Below are 18,573 nucleotides of genomic sequence, written 5' to 3'. Positions count from 1 at the left end.
GAACCAGTGATTTGTAAATTACCTAAAGAAGTATATGAGTTATTGCAAAGACCTGTAAATTTTAAATTGGCATTTGTTGGAGCATATCTTTTTGCAGAATAGGATCGGATATCAATATAAAATTAAAAGAGTATGAATGCAAATAAAAGATCATTTAAGAACTGGATAGCAAGGAGCCTTTTTGTGCTTTTAGGATGTTTAATTTTCCTGTCATGTTCGAAAACAAAAAATAGCGAAACAAATTCCCGTGAACGTATTTTAATCAACAGCGGTTGGTATTTTTTTAAGTATGTTTCGCAGGCAGATGCAGATAGTCTTATTTATGATGTGCGTCCTGAAGTGAATGATAGTAAGGATGATAAGGTTGCAGATTCGAAACCAACAGAAGCGGTTCGTGTTGATGCGAAGCAAACTGTACTGAAAGATTGGGTTTTACCAACAGGAAATCATTTTATTAAGGATTCTGAAAAGCGTCATATTCGTCCGGAAGGAAATCCCGGAAGTGATTTTCCTTTTGTTCAGGCTGATTTTGATGATAGTTCGTGGAGAAAATTGAATTTACCTCATGATTGGGGTATCGAAGAGCCATTTCAGGAAGGTTGGGAATCTGAAGTTGGCGGAGGAATGGGACGTTTGGCGAGTCAAGGAACAGCATGGTACCGCAGGAAACTGGATATTTCGACTGATGATGCAGGAAAATCAATTTTCCTGGAAATAGAAGGTGCTATGTCATATGCAATTGTATGGTTAAATGGAAATTTGGTGGGAGGATGGCCTTACGGTTATAATTCATGGCAGGTTGATTTAACGTCTTACATTATTCCCGGTGGAGTGAACCAATTGGCAATCCGAATTGATAATCCACCCAACTCTGCCCGATGGTATCCTGGTGGAGGATTGTACCGTAGTGTTTGGTTAACAAAAACAAATTCGGTGCATGTTGGTCAGTGGGGTACAGTTATTACATCGCGCAATGTTTCCGAAAAAGCGGCTGAAGTAGATTTAGTTGTAACTGTTGATAATGACAGCAAGTCTGAATGCCATATTGAAGTGAATACAACTGTTTATGCTTTGGACAAAAATGGTGTTCAAACAGGTGATCCTGTTGCCCGTTTTTCTCCGGAAAAAGTTATCGTTTCCGCTTCTGGAAATACTGAAATTAAAAACACCGTTACAATTGAAAAACCGGCTTTGTGGGGACCACTTCCAACGCAAACTCCAAACTTGTATTTGGCTGTAATCTCATTACAGAAAGACGGGAAGCTGATTGATACTTATAAAACTCGTTTTGGAATTCGCTCTGTAGAGTATAATTCAGAAAAAGGTATCGTGGTGAATGGAGAAGCTGTAAGGATTCAAGGTGTTAATCAGCATCACGATTTAGGAGCTTTGGGAGCAGCTTTTAACAAACGTGCAGCTGAACGCCAGTTAGAAATGTTGCATGAACTGGGCTGTAATGCTATTCGTTTGTCGCATAATCCTCCGGCTCCTGAATTACTTGAATTGACTGATAGAATGGGGTTTTTGGTGGTAGATGAGATTTTTGATGTGTGGGAAAGAAAGAAAACACCGCTTGATTTTCATCTGATTTTCCCGGACTGGTATGAACAGGATACACGTGCTTTTGTGCGCAGAGACAGAAATTGTCCTTCAGTTATAATGTGGAGCTATGGCAACGAAGTTGGAGAACAATATACAGATAAAGAAGGCACTTCAATTTCAAAACGTTTACGCGATATTGTAAAAGAGGAAGATCCTTCACGACCTGCAACGGCATCGATGAATTTTGCAAAACCAGATATGCCGTTTTCTGAAGTGCCGGATGTAATCAGTTTAAATTATCAGGGAGAAGGAATTCGGAATGCACCCGCTTATGTTGCGATGAAAGGAATTCATACACATCCGCTTTATCCAGATTTCCATGAGAAATATCCAGGAAAGCTTATTGTGAGCAGTGAAACGGCATCAGCTTTAAGTACTCGCGGAACTTATTTGTTTCCTGTATTTGCCGGAAGCAGTGCACCTGCTATGGATGGTTCTGGTGGTGATCCTAATACGAAATATGTTAGTTCCTACGAATTGTATACGGCTCCATTTGGCTCGTCGGCCGATAAGGTATTCGCTACTCAGGATAAACATCCCTATGTTGCTGGTGAGTTTGTTTGGTCGGGCTGGGATTATATTGGCGAACCAACACCATATTATCTTTCACGCAGTTCCTATTGTGGAATTATTGATTTGGCAGGCTTTAAAAAAGACCGTTATTTCCTTTATCAGGCAAGATGGCGTCCGGAATTACCTATGGTACATATTTTTCCGCATTGGAACTGGCCCGAAAGAGTGGGTGAAATTACTCCGGTTCATGTTGCAACTTCTGGCGATGAGGTGGAATTGTTTTTAAACGGAAAATCGCTTGGACATCAGAAAAAAATAGATGGAGAATACCGTTTTCGTTGGGACGAAGTGAAATATACTCCGGGAGAGTTGAAAGCTATTGCTTACAAAAATGGAGAAAAGTGGGCTGAAGAGATCGTGAAAACAACAGGAAAGGCCAGCCAATTAAAACTTTCTGCGGATAGAAATTATATTACAGGTGATGGAAAAGATTTATCCTTTATTACAGTTAGTGTGTGCGATCAGGAAGGAATTGTGGTGCCTCGTTCAAATAATCTGATAAAATTCAGCATTGAAGGCCCGGGAGAGATTGTTGCCACAGATAATGGAGATCCATCCGATCTGGAAATATTTTCTTCTCATGAACGCAAAGCATTTAACGGACTGGCATTGGTAATTGTTAAGGCAAAGCAAGGAGAGGTCGGAACAATTAAAGTGATTGCAGAATCAGAAGGTATCCGGAAAATTGCAACGACTGTTCAGGTAAAATAGAAAAACGAATCGAGTTAAGGGATTTTTTGACATCATTTAGCGGGCTGTATTTCGGAAGTAAAGAATCGGTTTAAATGCGTAGTGTACGATTGTCTGATCTTTATATGTTGGAATTATTTTGTTAGAGTGAAATTCAATTTAGCCTTCAATATCTGTATTTCATTTTCCGAGTAATTATGAGAGTTTATATTCATATTCAATGAAGCTTAGCTTGATCCGAAGTTCTTTACTAAAAGATAAATATAAAATGTTGAAAATGTTTTTAGGTGGCTTGAAAATGGTTAAATACAAGCAATTAAGCCATCAATGTAACCAAAATAAAATAAAATGTAACGGGCACGCAAACGATGTAACAAACAAACAAATATTAGTAACAAGCTTGCATGTTAGTTAATTTCAATAGAAGTAATTTTAAACAACAAAATTTAATTGCGATCATATTTTATATTACTCATTCACAAATAATCAATAAAACCACCACATATAGAACCACTGTTTTTAATACTTAAACAGTTAGTAATTAAATCAGAATTAAATACTGCAAATTTTAAATTTATGAAAAAATGCTATGTTCGAACAAAAAAGGGGATATTTCTATTGCTCCTTTTAATCGCTGTGCCTTTGGTAACATTAGCCCAGACGATAAGAGTAACGGGTAAAGTAACTGACTCAGGAGGAGAATCCTTACCTGGTGTTAATATTGTTATTTTAGGTACAACCCAGGGTACTATTACTAATATTGATGGTGTTTACAGTATGGATGTACCTTCAAATGCCAGGCTTACATTTAATTTTATTGGTTTCAATACTCAAACGATTGAGGTGAATAATCAAAACACCATTAATGTTGTAATGGCTGAGGATGTACAATCTCTTGATGAGGTTGTTATAGTTGGTTATGGTCAAATGAAGCGTTCCGACGTAACCGGATCAGTGGTTTCTGTTTCAAGCGAAGCAATTAGCCAATCGGTTACCACGTCTATCGATCAGGTTTTACAGGGGCGTGCAGCAGGAGTACAGGTGCAGCAAAACAGCGGAGCGCCGGGTGCAGGTTCTTCTATTCGCATTCGTGGTATCAGTTCTCTGAATGGCTCAAATGAACCAATTTTTGTTATTGATGGGATAATTATTGATGGGGCAACAGGTTCTGGAAACGAAAATGCTCTTTCATCAATAAATCCATCAGACATTGTTTCTATGGATGTTTTGAAAGATGCTTCGGCAACTGCTATTTACGGATCCAGAGCAGCAAATGGAGTTATTATTATTACCACCAAGCGTGGAAAGAAAGGGGAAGCTACTATAACTTACGATGGTTATATGGGATGGCAGGAGATGCCTAAAAAACTTGATTTACTTAATCTGCAAGAGTATGCGATACATAAAAATACTCGTGCAGACATGGGAATTGTACCTTTGGATAATAATTTTGTCCGTACTGATCTTTTGGGTGAAGGTACTGATTGGCAGGACGAAATGTTTACTCATGCAATGATGCAAAGTCATAACTTGTCAGTTTCCGGTGGCACAGATAAAAGTACTTATGCCATGGGAGTTGGTTATCTTGATCAGGATGGGATAGCTGTTGGTTCAGCATTCGAGCGATTCAACCTAAGGGGAACTTTCGACTCTCAGGTGAAAGATTTTTTAAAAATTGGTGTGAATTTCGCATTCAGCAACTCCAAACAAAAAACGACTGTTTCAGATGAATCTCTAATTCTGACTGCCCTTAAACAAACACCTAATGTAGCGGTTCGAAATGCCGATGGATCTTTTGATGGTCCGGATACTGACGAGTACGTTCAGAACAATCCTGTTGGTTTGGCTATGATCAAAGACAACCGAAATGAAAAAGCTGGAATCAGAGCTTCCACTTTTGCAGAAGCGACACTGATAAAAGGGCTTACATTTAAAACAGAATATTCTTTTGATTATGGATTTGGTAATATCTATACTTTTAATCCAACCTATACTTTTGGGGCTATTGTAAATGAAGTAAGCGAAGGCTCACGCACAAAGACATACAATAAGTATTGGAACTGGAAAAATATTCTGACTTACAATCGTGAATTTGGTATTCATAATATCAACATGATGTTAGGACAGGAAATGCAGGAATCTCATTGGGAAAACCTTTATGCTTATCGTTCAGGATATTTAACCAATGGTGCAACCGATTTGGATGCAGGTGATGCTACAACAGCTAAAAATTCTAACAGCAGCGGAACTAGCTCAATTAGTTCCTATTTTGGTAGAATGTTCTACTCTTTTGATGATAAATATTTATTGACAGCAACTTTACGTTATGATGGTTCATCAAAATTTTATAAAGATAACCGATGGGGATGGTTTCCTTCCGCGGCAATAGCATGGAAAGTATCCAATGAAAATTTCCTGAAGGATAATGCAGTCATTAACAACCTGAAACTTCGCCTGGGTTGGGGTACCGTTGGGAACCAAAATGTACCTAACTATGCATATACCTCAACATATGCAGCATCAGCAACAAATTGGGGAACGGGATTACTTGCTGCCAATACTGCAAATGAAGATCTGCAATGGGAAACGACTTATTCAAGTAATGCGGGAATTGACTTGAATCTTTTTAACAATCGCATCGAGTTTATTGCAGATGTTTACTACAAGAAAACGAAGAACTTATTATTGCAGTTGCCTTTACCTGCTTACGTTGGTACATCAGGAGTAGGGGCAACATCAGCACCATGGGTAAATGTTGGGTCGCTCGAAAATAAAGGAATTGAGTTGACATTGAATACCGTTAACATTGATAAAGGAGATTTTCTGTGGCGTTCCAATCTGGTTTTTTCCATTAACCGTAATAAAGTGTTATCTCTTAATACGGAAACCGGTATTTTAAATAGAAATATCCAGCAAGGATCAGATAATACCGTAGTTACCCGTACGGCAGTGGGCAAGCCAATAGGTCAATATTATGGATATAAAGTGATTGGCCGTTTTGAGAAGGCTACTGATTTTTATTACAAGAACAGTGCCGGAGAAGTTGTTCCAACAGCCTTACCTGAAGGAATGGATATTGGTGAAAATAGTGTTTGGATTGGAGATTATATTTTTGAGGATATAAATAAGGATGGTGTAATTAACGAGGAAGACCGAGGTTATATTGGGAATCCTGAGGCTGATTTCACGTTCGGAATTGGTAATTCATTTTCTTATAAAGGATTTGATTTGAATATCTTTCTATCTGGTTCATATGGAAATGAAGTGGTAAACTACCAACGTCGCTGGTTAGAAAATCCACGTGAAAGTACCAACTTGTTGAAATCAGCATTGGGTTATGCGCAATTGTCGTTAATCGATCCAAATGGTCCAAATGATTACCGCAACGTACAAATTGTAGGGGGCGATTCGGATATGCCACGTATAGGTGCTTCTTCAGCCTCATCAACCTCTAACTATCGTTACAGTAATAGATTTGTAGAGGATGGTTCGTACCTGCGAATTCAAAGTATCTCTTTTGGTTATAATTTTCCACGTAAGTTAGTATCCCGATTTGGAATTCAAAATATTAAAGTTTATACCAACCTCCAAAACGTATATACTTTTACAAAATATTCGGGTTATGATCCTGAAATTGGATCAACCAATCAGGATGCACTTTTAACAGGTATTGATAATGCTCGTTATCCTTCACCTCGTATCTATACATTTGGGGTAAATGTTACATTCTAAATGAATTTATACTTAAGATGAAGAGAATAGGCAGCACATGTAATAAAAATACGATACAGATGAAAAAAATACATATCATATACACGATTCTATTGATGGCTTTTCCCATTATTTGGACTGGGTGCAGCGATTTTTTAGAGGAAGAACCTCAAGATCAAATTACTGAAGAAAATTTCTATCAGTCAGAAGAAGACTTTAAAGCGGCAACAGCGCCACTTTACAACAAAGTTTGGTTCGATTTTAACGATAAATTTTATTATGGTTTGGGCGATGGGCGCTCTTACAATTTATATGCTCCGTACTCGGATTATATTTATCCGTTTAGTGATTTAACAGAAACAGGTTTGACCGGACCTCTGGTGTCGGCATGGCAATCGCTTTACAATGTAATTCAACAATCTAATTTAGTAATTATTGGTATTAAAGGAAGTAGTGTTGAAGATGATTTACAAAAACAATATATCGCTGAGGCGCGCTTTATGAGAGGAACAGCTTACTGGTATCTGGCTTCTTTATGGGGAGATGTAATTATTTCTGAAGATCCTGGAACATTGGTGAATAATCCGATTGTAAGCACCAACCCAGTTACTGATGTGTATGAATTTGTAATGCGGGATTTGGAATATGCAGCTAAATATTTACCTGAACAGGCGGCACAGGATGGTCGTTTAACAAGATACAGCGCATTTGGAATGTTATCTCGTATTTATTTATCATTTTCTGGTTTAGGAGCAGATCCAAACAGTGGAATACGTAGTCAGGAATATCTTGATTTAGCTAAAAAAGCTGCTGAAATGGTTATGGATAAAGGTCCTTATGAATTAATGGACGATTATGCTGATATATTCATGATAGAAAACAACAATAATTCAGAGTCGATGTTTGCACTGCAGTGGGTTCCAAATGGAGATTATGGTGTGACCAATACACAGCAGGCTTACTTTGCAGCTGGATCTGAAATTACCGGCGATGATGCTGCATGGGGATATTGGACAAGAGCTTCTTACAATGTGTTACTGGAGTACGAATCTGCTGATGCTCGTCGTAAAGCTACCTGGATGGGATATGGTGATTATTATCCTGAAATTAACAAAGCGAATGGTGGATATACCTATGAAAAAACACAAGAAGCTCTAAATGTGAAAAAAGGAGTTGTAGGATCTACAAAAGATAATGCGAAAATTTCGAAACAGAACTCTGCTCTAAACACGAATATGTTGCGCTTGGCTGAAGTTTATTTAAACTATTCCGAAGCTGTTTTAGGGAATACTGAAAGTACATCCGATGCAACAGCTTTACTATATTTTAATAAACTTCGTTTTCGTGCCGGACTTGAGGATAAATCCAGTCTTACTTATGAGGATATTATTCATGAACGAAGAGTAGAGTTATGCATGGAAGGTCAGTATTGGTACGATTTGGTTCGCCGATCGTATTACAAACAACAAGAGGTGATAAATTACATTATCAACCAGGAACGTGGAACGATAGTCCCTTTTACTTATGATACTTCAACAAATACAGCAACTGAAGATGAAACCCGAACGAGATCATCACGCTCTATTGGCAATGTAGATGAAACCATTTTTCTGTTGCCTTATCCGGAATCGGAAGTGGTGCAAAATCCATTGTTGAAAGAAACACCGGTACCGTATGAGTTTACTGAAGAAAAAATAACTGATTTATTCTAATTGTTAGATAATAAGTGAATTGGAATTTAAAATATCGATTAACATGAAGAGAAATAATTTAAATAAAAATCGTTGGATATCCGTCGCATTCTTTTCAATAATGCTTCTTGCAATGCTGTTTACAGCTTGTGATGATGAGGATTTAAGTAATGGTCCAATTACGATAAGTAAAGTCTATTTGGAAGATGTGGATTCATCGTTACCTGACAGAGAAGTAACATTTGCCCGTTTGGGACAGTTGATCAGAATTGAAGGTTCTGGTTTCACAGGGCTAAGGAAAGTTTACATTAATGGATTTTCATCTTATTTTAATCCTGTATATGTTTCGGAGAATTCAATGTTGGTAAGTGTTTCCAAAAATACACCAACGGTTGAAGCCGAAGCTGATGTTCGAAATACCATTCGAATGACAAATGATGGCAATGAAGCTACATTTTCATTTGAAATTCGCTCTGCAGCACCATCTATAACAAGTATCTCCCATACTTTACCATTAGCAGGTGAAACTATTACTGTAAATGGTTTTGGTTTAGTTGAAGTTAGCAAAGTAGTTTTTCCTGGTAATGTTGAAGTAACAGAGGGAATTACTTCTGATGTTGATGGAGAATTTTTCACAGTAGTTGTTCCTGATGGCGTTTCAGAAGAAGGTGGTTCCTTACTGATCGAATGCTCTAATGGAGGGGCTTATTCTCCTGCCTGTTTTAATTTCAAAAAAGGGGTAATACTTGATTTTGATGGAAATGGTGCACATGGTTTTTGGGGTACTGCAACGAGTATGATTATGGATGAAGATTTGGAATCAGCATCTATGGGTACTGGAAATGTTTCTCAGGGAACGTATGTGCCGCATCGTCCTTCGCGTATTGCATCATTTGATGCAGCAACACCTCGTTGTTCAGAAGTGTGGACAGCAGGAAATAATTCGGATGACTGGCGTGGTCAGTTAACACCTTATATTCCGGCAACAACACCTCTTGCTGATGTTGCATTGCAGTTTGATATTTATGTACCTGAAGCATGGACAGAGACTGGTTACTTAAAAATATGTTTGGTAAATGGATTTAATGGAGGAGAATGGAGTGGTGCCTGTTACAATTACGTACCGTGGGTGGTTAATGGCGAGGTGAAAGATTTTCAAACTACCGGTTGGACTACAGTAAGCATTCCTTTGAATATGATTTATGATTTTTCAGAAGACGGTTTCACTTTTGAAGATATATTAGCTTATCGGGAAGCAGCCAATTATAAGAACTTTGGATTTTACTTCGAAAACACTGATTTTACTCTCGCAAATATCACAGGAAATGATAGCGACAGTGAAACTGAATTCACTTCCGCGGCTACTTCTGTTAGTGTCTATACTGATAATTGGAGAATCGTTTCTTTGGAAACACCAACTTATAGTGATTTTCCTGAAGATGAAGAATAAACATATTTAAGCGATAGTAACTATGAATTTGTCAAGTCGAGATAATGCTTAGACAAATCGTGTTATTCTAAAACAAAGAAAAATGAAATACATAAAAATATTACCTGTAATCGCTGTTGTTTCCATGATCTTTTCATCATGCGATGATCAAATAATGGATTGGTACACAGATCCAACACATGGCGAAGTAAGTATAGCCGATCTACCTTTAGAGTTGGCTGAAAAAATAAGTAGATACGAGACCTTAAATACCTATACCGATTTCACTCTTGGTGTTGGTATCGGCCTTGATCAGTACATGAATAATGAGGCATACCGTAATTTAACCAATGAAAACTTTGATGAAGTAACAGTTGGGTACGCCATGAAGCATAAACCAATGGTTAACTCCAAAGGAGAAATCGGATTCGATAAGGTGGATGCATTTATTGCTAAAACCAAAGAAGCCGGACTTTCAGTATTTGGTCATACCCTGGTTTGGCATTCCAATCAAAATGCCAGTTATCTGAATGGTTTAATTGCATCGACAGTAATCCCTGCTTCCGGAGGGAGTAATTCACTCGATTTATCTGGTTTAAAAGATGGAACGCTCACAGGTTGGGGTGCCTGGAATAGTGGTGATGGAATTTCTGTAGAGGATGGTGCTGGTTTGTCCAGCAGTTCACAAGCAGTTAAAATGATTGCAGGTTCGTCATCAGCCCAAGCTTATGAACTACAGTTGATAACTCCTGAAATCCCCGTTGTAAGCGGACATACTTATGAAATTTCTTTTTATATCAAATCAGATCAGGCAGGTAAAGGCCGCATTTCTTTTAGTGGTTTGGAGAATAATTATCCATATAAGGATTGGTATAGTACAGGAGGATCCTGGACTGAAGCTTTTGAAACAAGCACTCAATGGCAACAAGTGAAATTTACAGTAAACGATTTTACAGGTGTAACTTTCAAAATGAACTTTGATTTAGGTTATTTGCCTGGGGTGACATATCTTATTGATGTTGATAATATTAAGGTAGTGGATCAGGATGCAGTGCCTGAAGTTGTAAATATGATTGCTAATGGAACATTTGACGAAGGCATTGATGGATGGGCAAAGTGGAATGGTGGTGATACAGCATTAAGTCTTGCTGATGCAGCTGATGCTTACGAAGGCAATGGTGCTATGAAAGTAATTGCTGATGCTGCGAATAGTGGTGCTGGAAACCAGTGGAAAACACAAATTCATTCTGATTTTACTGCAAACTTAACTGCAGGCGAAGAATATACTATTTCTTATTTTATAAAATCTGAAGCTGCAGGTTCTGTTCGTTGTTCTACAACGGGTTCAGCTCATTACCAGGGGGATCAAGCTACATCTCCAACATGGCAATATGTAGAATGGGTATTTACTGCCGATGGTGGAGAAACAGGTTTAAACTTTGATTTGGGAGGTGTTGAAGGTACTTATTATGTAGATAATGTAGTTGTTACCACGGGAGCTGCTGATGGAGGTGATTCAGGTCCAACCATTATTGAAAAAACAGATGAGGAAAAATCTGAAATCATTGGGAATGCAATGGAAAATTGGATTACAGGAATGGTAACCCATTATAACGATAATATTCATGCATGGGATGTAGTGAACGAACCAATGAAAGAAGACGGAACACTAAGAGATGGAAATGTAACTGATCCTGCAAGTGATTACTTTTCATGGGTAAAATATCTTGGAAAAGACTATGCTGTAACTGCATTTAAATTGGCTCGTCAGAATGGTAATACGACAGATAAGCTTTTTATTAATGATTATAATCTCGAGTCCAGCATATCCAAATGTGAAGGATTGATCGAGTACGTGGAGTACATTGAAAGTCAGGGAGCAACCGTTGATGGTATTGGAACTCAAATGCACATATCCATTAATAGCGATCGTGATAAGATTGCAGAAATGTTTCAAAAGTTGGCTGCCAGCGGAAAATTGATTAAAATATCGGAGCTGGATGTGAGATTGGGAACTAAGAATCCAACTGTGGCACAATTAGCTTCTCAGGCAGACATGTATCAATATGTTCTGGATATGTATATGAAATATATTCCTGTCGCACAGCAATATGGTGTAACAATATGGGGTATTTCCGATAATGAGGATGAACATGAATACTGGCTTCCAGATGAATCACCAAATCTTTGGGATGCAGATTACAACCGGAAACATGCTTTTAAAGGAGTGTGTGATGGTCTCGCAGGACGCGATGTAAGTGAAGATTTCTCGGGTGAACTTGAATACTAATTTTTTAATATTAAATTACTGTAATCCCTCATAACCAATGTGTGTTTTAATGTATTGGTTGTGAGGGAATTAAATAAAGCTGAGCCCAGTAATGTAAGTAATAAGTGAGTTGATTCTGGAATGATAGAAGGAATTAAAATGGACAAGAACCGAATTGGATTCAGTATCCTTTTTTTTGATCTTTTTATAGATTGTTTGAATGGGAGAAGAATACTACTGTACGACGAAGATTGTGATTAAATTGTTTTAATTAAACGGATAGTCAGCCTAAATTAATACTACATCGCTGGCATAATTCAATAAACTTAACGGTCATCATAAATAAACCTAAGGGTCTTGAACAGGCAAAAATCAGGAATTATAAAGACCGGATTTCTCTATGTCTGGACAATATAGATAGGTTGTTTCTCTGAATAATTACAATTGTTGTACCAATTGAAAATAGCGATATCAAGAAGAACTCTATGCACAGAACAAATTATAAACAGACAGCGAATAGTTATACAATTTGATCTTTTAAGAAGCTGCACAAACAGGATGTAACCAAAATGAAATTAAATGTAACGGGAATGAAAAATATGTAACAAACTAACAAATTTGTGTAACACAGCATCACGAGAGTTTATTTCAATACAAGTATTTTTGGTTGACAGTTTGGGTGGCTCGCACAGAAATTAGAGTTTATAAGGAGCTACTTTTTTAATAAATAACATCGAATAATAAAGTCAGTATTAAATATTACAAAATGACATTAAAATCAGATAAAGTATCGGTAATTGAAAAGGTTGGTTATAGCTTAGGCGATTTGGCGGCTAACTTAATTTTTCAAACGTTGATGACGTTTTTAGCCTTCTTTTATACGGATGTGTATAAGATTCCGGCAGGAACAGCCTCCGTAATTATTTTTTCAGGAGGTATGATTGGAGCATGTTTTAACCCGATAATGGGTGTTATTGCTGATCGTACCAAAACAAGGTGGGGGAAATTTCGTCCATGGATTCTTTGGACATCAGTCCCTTTTGGGCTTATGGCCTTATTGGCTTTTAGTACGCCGCAGTTTAGTCCGGGAGGTAAAATTGCTTACGCATTTATTACTTATATCTTATTAGTACTACTTTATAGTGCCAATAATTTACCTTACTCGGCTTTGAGTGGCGTTTTAACAGGAAATATGGGCGAACGTAACAGTATTTCATCATATCGTTTTACTGCAGTAATGGTTGCTCAATTCATAGTGCAAGGTTTATTATTGCCTATGGTGTTGATATTTGGTGACGGTGATAAGGCAAAAGGCTTTGAAAATGTAATGGGAGTTTTTGCACTTGTTGGTATTGTCTTTTTTATCATCACTTTCTTAACAACAAAGGAACGTGTGGTTTCGACTCAAACAGAAACAACATCGGTAAAACAAGATGTTAAAGATTTGATGAAAAACAGGCCGTGGATTGTAATGCTTGTTGTTACTGTATTCGTATTTATTACGCTGTCGCTGAAAGGCGGTATGTATGTGTTTTATTTCGAGAATTATTTAAGTGAACAACATTTAGCAGTTTTTTTAAATGATATTGGCTTTAATGCTTTTATTAGTGGTTTAAATAATCTTTTGTCAAATATGGGCTTTGTGGGCTTCTTGTGGCCCGAAGATGTTGCAACATCAGGTTTTAGTCTTTTTAATGCCGGAGGAATCATTTTCATGATTATTGGGATTATGTTTTCAAAGGGTCTGGCCGATAAATATGGCAAAAGAGATGTATTTGGAGTGAGTCTTTTTCTTGCCACTTTATGTTTGCTTTTATTTTACTTTTATTCTCCGGAATCTATAGCTTTGGTATTTATAAGTCAGTTGTTGCATGGTTTCTTTTATGGAATTACCACACCTCTGTTGTGGGCAATGATTGCCGATGTTGCAGATTATTCCGAATGTAAAAATAACCGTAGGGCAACTGCAATTATTTTTTCAGCAATGATATTTGGTTTAAAAGCAGGTTTGAGCGTTGGTGGAGCTTTAGTAGCGGGAATTTTAGCAAGTTATGGGTATAATCATCTGCTGGATGTTCAAAGTCCTGAAACAATTAATGGTATAAAACTTTCTTTAAGCGTATTTCCAACTATTACATTTTTTATTGCAATAGGATGTTTATTCTTCTACAAGATTGATAAAAAGAAGGAAGTAGAGATTGAAGATGAATTGAGCAAAAGACGAGGATTAATGACTGATTTTAAGCGTTCCTAGATAGTGATTTGTAGGAGAATCGTTTTTCAGGCATCGAACTTGATGATCCTAAGAAAAAAACATTTATTGCTTAGTCTGGCATAAAATACAAATTAGAAAACTTATAATTAATGAATCGATTTAAAAAAATATACAACCCCGGTTTTTTGGCGTTTTTACTGCTTGGTGTATTGTGCAGTTGTTCAAAAACAGAAGTAAAGCCAGTATCATTGAAATTGGCTGTTGGCGATAGGTTTTATATAGGTACAGCATTAAATAGTGCCCAAATAGATGGTGCTGACACCTCTGCCATAAAAATCATTAAGCAACATTTTAATGCTGTTGTTGCTGAAAATGTGATGAAAAGTGAAGTTGTTCAACCTGTTGAAGGGGAGTTTGATTTTGATATGGCGGATAAATTTGTCCGGTTTGGGCTTGATAACAAGCTATTTATAACGGGGCATACTCTAATTTGGCATTCTCAGGCACCAGATTGGCTTTTCGTAGATAAGCAAGGAAATGATGTTTCGAGAGATGTTCTTATTGAAAGAATGAGAAGTCATATACACACAGTGGTAGGTCGTTATAAAGGAATTATAAAAGGCTGGGATGTTGTAAATGAAGCTATTTTGGATGATGGAACCTGGCGCAAAAGCAAATTTTATGAAATAATTGGTGCAGACTTTGTTAAGCTGGCATTTGAATTTGCGCATGAAGCCGACCCGGAAGCTGAGCTTTACTACAATGATTACTCGATGGCGAAAAAGGGGAAAAGAGAAGGAGTTGTGGCTATGGTGAAATCATTGCAGGAACAAGGAGTAAGAATTGATGGTATTGGCATGCAGGGGCACATCTCAATGGATGATCCTACGATTGAGGATTTTGAGAAAAGCATAGTGGCTTTTTCCGAATTGGGTGTTCAAGTGATGGTTACGGAGCTGGATTTGACTGTTCTTCCTATGCCAAATATGAATGCTGGAGCCGATATAGCTTTAAATTTTGAATTTAAGAAAGAGTTAAACCCATACGCCAATGGACTTCCTGATTCGATTAGCACAAAAATGACAGAGCGTTATCAGGATTTTTTCAGATTGTTTTATAAACATAGCAATAAAATTAGCCGTGTTACCCTTTGGGGAGTTAGTGATGCTCAGTCATGGCGCAATTATTGGCCTGTTAACGGACGTACAGATTATCCTCTTTTGTTTGACAGAGAGTATAAAGCAAAACCAATTGTTGAAAAAATAATTAACGAAGATCTGTAATCGGTTAAAGAGTTTATTCCAAAGTGTCATTTAAATAAGAATTTGATACTCTTATTCTATCGATTTAATAATATGAATAAAGCTTGATAAAAGAGCTTGAAAAAAATAAAATAATGAAGAACCCAAGGTATTTAGTTGATGGTTTATATACCGCAGATCCATCAGCACACGTATTTAACGGCAAGCTATATATTTATCCATCTCACGATATTGAATCTGGTATACCTGAAAATGATAATGGCGATCATTTTGATATGCGAGATTACCATGTGTTTTCAATGGATGATATAGATGGTGAAGTAACAGATCATGGAGTTGTTTTGGATGTGCAGGATGTGCCTTGGGCCGGTCGTCAAATGTGGGATACTGATGTTGCTCATAAGAACGGTAAGTATTATTTGTATTTTCCGGTAAAAGATAAAACAGATATTTTCCGCATCGGTGTTGCAGTAAGTGATAAGCCTGAAGGGCCTTTTGTTCCTGAAAAGCACCCTATTATTGGAAGTTATAGCATCGATCCTGCCGTTTTTGAAGATGAGGATGGTCAGCATTATATGTATTTTGGTGGTCTTTGGGGAGGACAGTTGCAACGTTACCGAAACAATAAAGCACAGGAGTGTGGTTCCGAACCTGCCGATGAAGAGCCTTCATTACCGGCTCGGGTTGTAAAAATGTCAGATGATCTGTTGGAATTTTCCGAAGAACCTAAAAGCCTTGTTATTTTAGATGAAAATGGAGAGCCTTTAAAAGCTGGAGATCATGATCGCCGCTTCTTCGAAGCATCGTGGATGCATAAGTACAATGGCAAATATTATTTTTCTTACTCAACCGGAAATACTCATTTGCTTTGTTATGCTGTTGGAGATTCACCTTATGGTCCTTTTACTTACAAAGGAGTAATTCTTACACCTGTAGTAGGCTGGACTACGCACCATTCTATTTGCGAATTTAAGGGGAAATGGTACCTGTTTCATCATGATTCCAAGCCATCAGGAGGAAAAACATGGCTTCGCAGCATGAAAGTTACAGAGTTAGAATACAATGAAGATGGTTCTATTAAAACAATTGATGGAATGGCCGATTAGGCATGTGTTTTGATTGTTTAAGACAAGAGAATTCAATTTTTAAATAATAGTTAAAAAAAATTACGGAATGTATTTTAATCGAAAAGCTCTTTCTTTTATTCTTTTGAGTAGTCTTTTTTTGATGCCTTTTATGGTATCAGCTCAGTTGCGTTTGCCTAAACTGATCTCAAATGGATTGGTGCTTCAGCGTAATGTGGATGTCAAAATTTGGGGCTGGAGTGCGAAGAATGAAAAGGTATCAGTTAACTACAGAGATTCTCTGTATAAAACCATTGCCGATGATAAGGGAGAATGGTTTGTTATGCTTCCTGCACAGAAAGCCGGTGGCCCTTATGCAATGAATATCTGCGCAAGCGATACGATTCATCTTAAAAATATTTTAGTTGGTGATGTTTGGGTTTGTTCAGGTCAGTCCAATATGGAATTGCCTATGCGAAGAGTTAGTCCTCTTTACAAGGAAGAGATTGCAAAAGCCGATAACAGAAACATCAGATATTTTGAAGTGCCAAAGAAATACAATTTCAACACTGTTAAAAATGATTTGCCGGATGGAAATTGGGTAGATATTAATAAGAACACGATTAATAATATTTCAGCAGTATCTTATTTTTTCGCCCAAAAATTAAATTCAGAATATAATGTTCCTATTGGGATAATTAACAGTAGTTTAGGTGGCTCTCCGGCACAAGCATGGTTGAATGAAGAAGCACTTAAAGAGTTTCCGTTGTATAGTGCTGAATTGCAAAAATTTAAAAGTCAAGCTGTAATTGATTCAATTGAGCAAAGTGATAATCGTAGAAGTAATAATTGGTATCAAAAATCAGCAGTAAATGACGAAGGTCAGAAAGGAAACTGGCGGGCTAAAGATAGTAATACTTCCGATTGGAGTAGCATGACCATTCCTGGTTATTGGGCTGATGGGAAGTTGGGAAATGTGAATGGCGTTGTTTGGTTTCGAAAAGAGATTGAAATTCCTGCTGAATATTGTAACAAAGAGGGCTTACTAAATATGGGGCGAATTATTGATGCTGATTCAGTCTTTGTAAACGGAAAATTTATAGGAACAACCAGCTACCAATACCCACCGCGTCGATATACTATTCCTGCAGGAATATTGGTTGAAGGAAAAAATACGATTTCGATTCGTGTGATCAGTAATGGTGGAAGAGGTGGTTTTGTAGCCGGTAAGCCATATCAAATCGTATTCGATGATTTTCAAATAGATCTTAAAGGAGAATGGAAGTACAAACTGGGAGTGGCAATGGAGCCTTTACAAGGACCAACTTTTATCAGATGGAAATCAGGAGGCTTATACAATGCAATGATTGCTCCATTATTGAACTACAAAATTAAAGGAGCGGTATGGTATCAGGGAGAGTCTAATACTGGTCGCCCCAATGAGTATGAACATCTGTTATCATCTCTTATTAAAAATTGGAGAAAGCAATGGGGGCAAGGTGATTTTCCTTTTTTATGTGTTCAGTTACCTAATTTTATGTCGCCTAAAGATCAGCCGTCAGAAAGTAATTGGGCGATGTTAAGGGAAGCTCAGCTCAAAATATTGTCAATTCCAAATACAGGAATGGCTGTAACCATTGATATTGGAGAGTGGAACGATATTCATCCACTTAATAAGAAGGATGTAGGTGAAAGATTACTTCTTGTGGCAAAAAAGATTGCTTATGGCGACGATCATGTTGTTTATTCAGGTCCAGTGTATCAATCTATGACGGTTGAAAAAAACAAGGTAATTCTTTCTTTTGAAAATGTAGGAAGCGGGCTTCTGGCGAAAGGAGATGGAGAGCTAAAAGAATTTGCAATAGCAGGGAAGGATAAGAAATTTGTCTGGGCAAAAGCAAAAATTGTTGGCAACAAGATAATTGTGTGGAGTGATCAGGTGAAAAATCCTAAGGCAATCAGATATGCCTGGGCCGACAATCCAAATAAAGCAAATCTGTTTAATCAGGAAGGCTTGCCTGCTTCTCCTTTTAGAACAGATACTTGGTAGTTGATACGTGTTGAGAA

9 protein-coding genes are annotated in these 18,573 nt (G+C 37.4%); all 9 read left to right on the top strand.

Annotated features, from left to right (window positions below; translation table 11 throughout):
• Positions 1–132: 132 nt before the first annotated feature.
• Positions 133–2,886, top strand: coding sequence for a beta-galactosidase GalB (galB, locus tag GQR60_RS11290; protein WP_124993019.1), 2,754 nt, complete (start codon positions 133–135; stop codon positions 2,884–2,886).
• A gap of 555 nt (positions 2,887–3,441) precedes the next feature.
• Complete coding sequence (locus GQR60_RS11285; RefSeq protein WP_124993018.1) at positions 3,442–6,597, top strand: SusC/RagA family TonB-linked outer membrane protein; 3,156 nt, start codon at positions 3,442–3,444, stop codon at positions 6,595–6,597.
• 59 nt (positions 6,598–6,656) lie between these two features.
• Positions 6,657–8,288 (top strand): RagB/SusD family nutrient uptake outer membrane protein, encoded by a 1,632-nt coding sequence (locus tag GQR60_RS11280; RefSeq protein ID WP_124993017.1) that lies wholly within the window; start codon positions 6,657–6,659, stop codon positions 8,286–8,288.
• Between the two features lie 43 nt (positions 8,289–8,331).
• Complete coding sequence (locus GQR60_RS11275; RefSeq protein ID WP_124993016.1) at positions 8,332–9,717, top strand: glycan-binding surface protein; 1,386 nt, start codon at positions 8,332–8,334, stop codon at positions 9,715–9,717.
• Positions 9,718–9,799: 82 nt separating this feature from the next.
• Positions 9,800–11,986, top strand: a complete 2,187-nt coding sequence (locus GQR60_RS11270) for an endo-1,4-beta-xylanase (protein ID WP_124993015.1) — start codon at positions 9,800–9,802, stop codon at positions 11,984–11,986.
• Positions 11,987–12,731: 745 nt separating this feature from the next.
• On the top strand, positions 12,732–14,219 hold the full coding sequence (locus GQR60_RS11265) for an MFS transporter (RefSeq protein ID WP_124993014.1): 1,488 nt from the start codon (positions 12,732–12,734) through the stop codon (positions 14,217–14,219).
• Between the two features lie 110 nt (positions 14,220–14,329).
• Entirely contained in the window at positions 14,330–15,463 is a 1,134-nt protein-coding gene (locus GQR60_RS11260; protein ID WP_124993013.1) for an endo-1,4-beta-xylanase, read from the top strand.
• Between the two features lie 113 nt (positions 15,464–15,576).
• Complete coding sequence (locus GQR60_RS11255) at positions 15,577–16,548, top strand: glycoside hydrolase family 43 protein (protein WP_191991614.1); 972 nt, start codon at positions 15,577–15,579, stop codon at positions 16,546–16,548.
• A gap of 67 nt (positions 16,549–16,615) precedes the next feature.
• A complete protein-coding gene (locus GQR60_RS11250) occupies positions 16,616–18,556 on the top strand; it encodes a sialate O-acetylesterase (protein WP_225441395.1) in 1,941 nt (646 codons plus the stop codon).
• Positions 18,557–18,573: the final 17 nt, after the last annotated feature.

Origin of the sequence: Labilibaculum euxinicum (genome assembly GCF_009795715.1) — a bacterium.
In the GTDB taxonomy this organism is placed as follows: domain Bacteria; phylum Bacteroidota; class Bacteroidia; order Bacteroidales; family Marinifilaceae; genus Labilibaculum; species Labilibaculum euxinus.
The sequence above is the reverse complement of the archived record's forward strand: the minus strand, read 5'-3'. Positions and strand labels throughout refer to the sequence as shown.

What these genes read in the sequence shown, in the direction of transcription:
- galB (WP_124993019.1), top strand. Translation starts at nt 133, where the DNA reads ATGAATGCAAATAAAAGATCATTTAAGAACTGGATAGCAAGGAGCCTT.
- GQR60_RS11285 (WP_124993018.1), top strand. Translation starts at nt 3,442, where the DNA reads ATGAAAAAATGCTATGTTCGAACAAAAAAGGGGATATTTCTATTGCTC.
- GQR60_RS11280 (WP_124993017.1), top strand. Translation starts at nt 6,657, where the DNA reads ATGAAAAAAATACATATCATATACACGATTCTATTGATGGCTTTTCCC.
- GQR60_RS11275 (WP_124993016.1), top strand. Translation starts at nt 8,332, where the DNA reads ATGAAGAGAAATAATTTAAATAAAAATCGTTGGATATCCGTCGCATTC.
- GQR60_RS11270 (WP_124993015.1), top strand. Translation starts at nt 9,800, where the DNA reads ATGAAATACATAAAAATATTACCTGTAATCGCTGTTGTTTCCATGATC.
- GQR60_RS11265 (WP_124993014.1), top strand. Translation starts at nt 12,732, where the DNA reads ATGACATTAAAATCAGATAAAGTATCGGTAATTGAAAAGGTTGGTTAT.
- GQR60_RS11260 (WP_124993013.1), top strand. Translation starts at nt 14,330, where the DNA reads ATGAATCGATTTAAAAAAATATACAACCCCGGTTTTTTGGCGTTTTTA.
- GQR60_RS11255 (WP_191991614.1), top strand. Translation starts at nt 15,577, where the DNA reads ATGAAGAACCCAAGGTATTTAGTTGATGGTTTATATACCGCAGATCCA.
- GQR60_RS11250 (WP_225441395.1), top strand. Translation starts at nt 16,616, where the DNA reads ATGTATTTTAATCGAAAAGCTCTTTCTTTTATTCTTTTGAGTAGTCTT.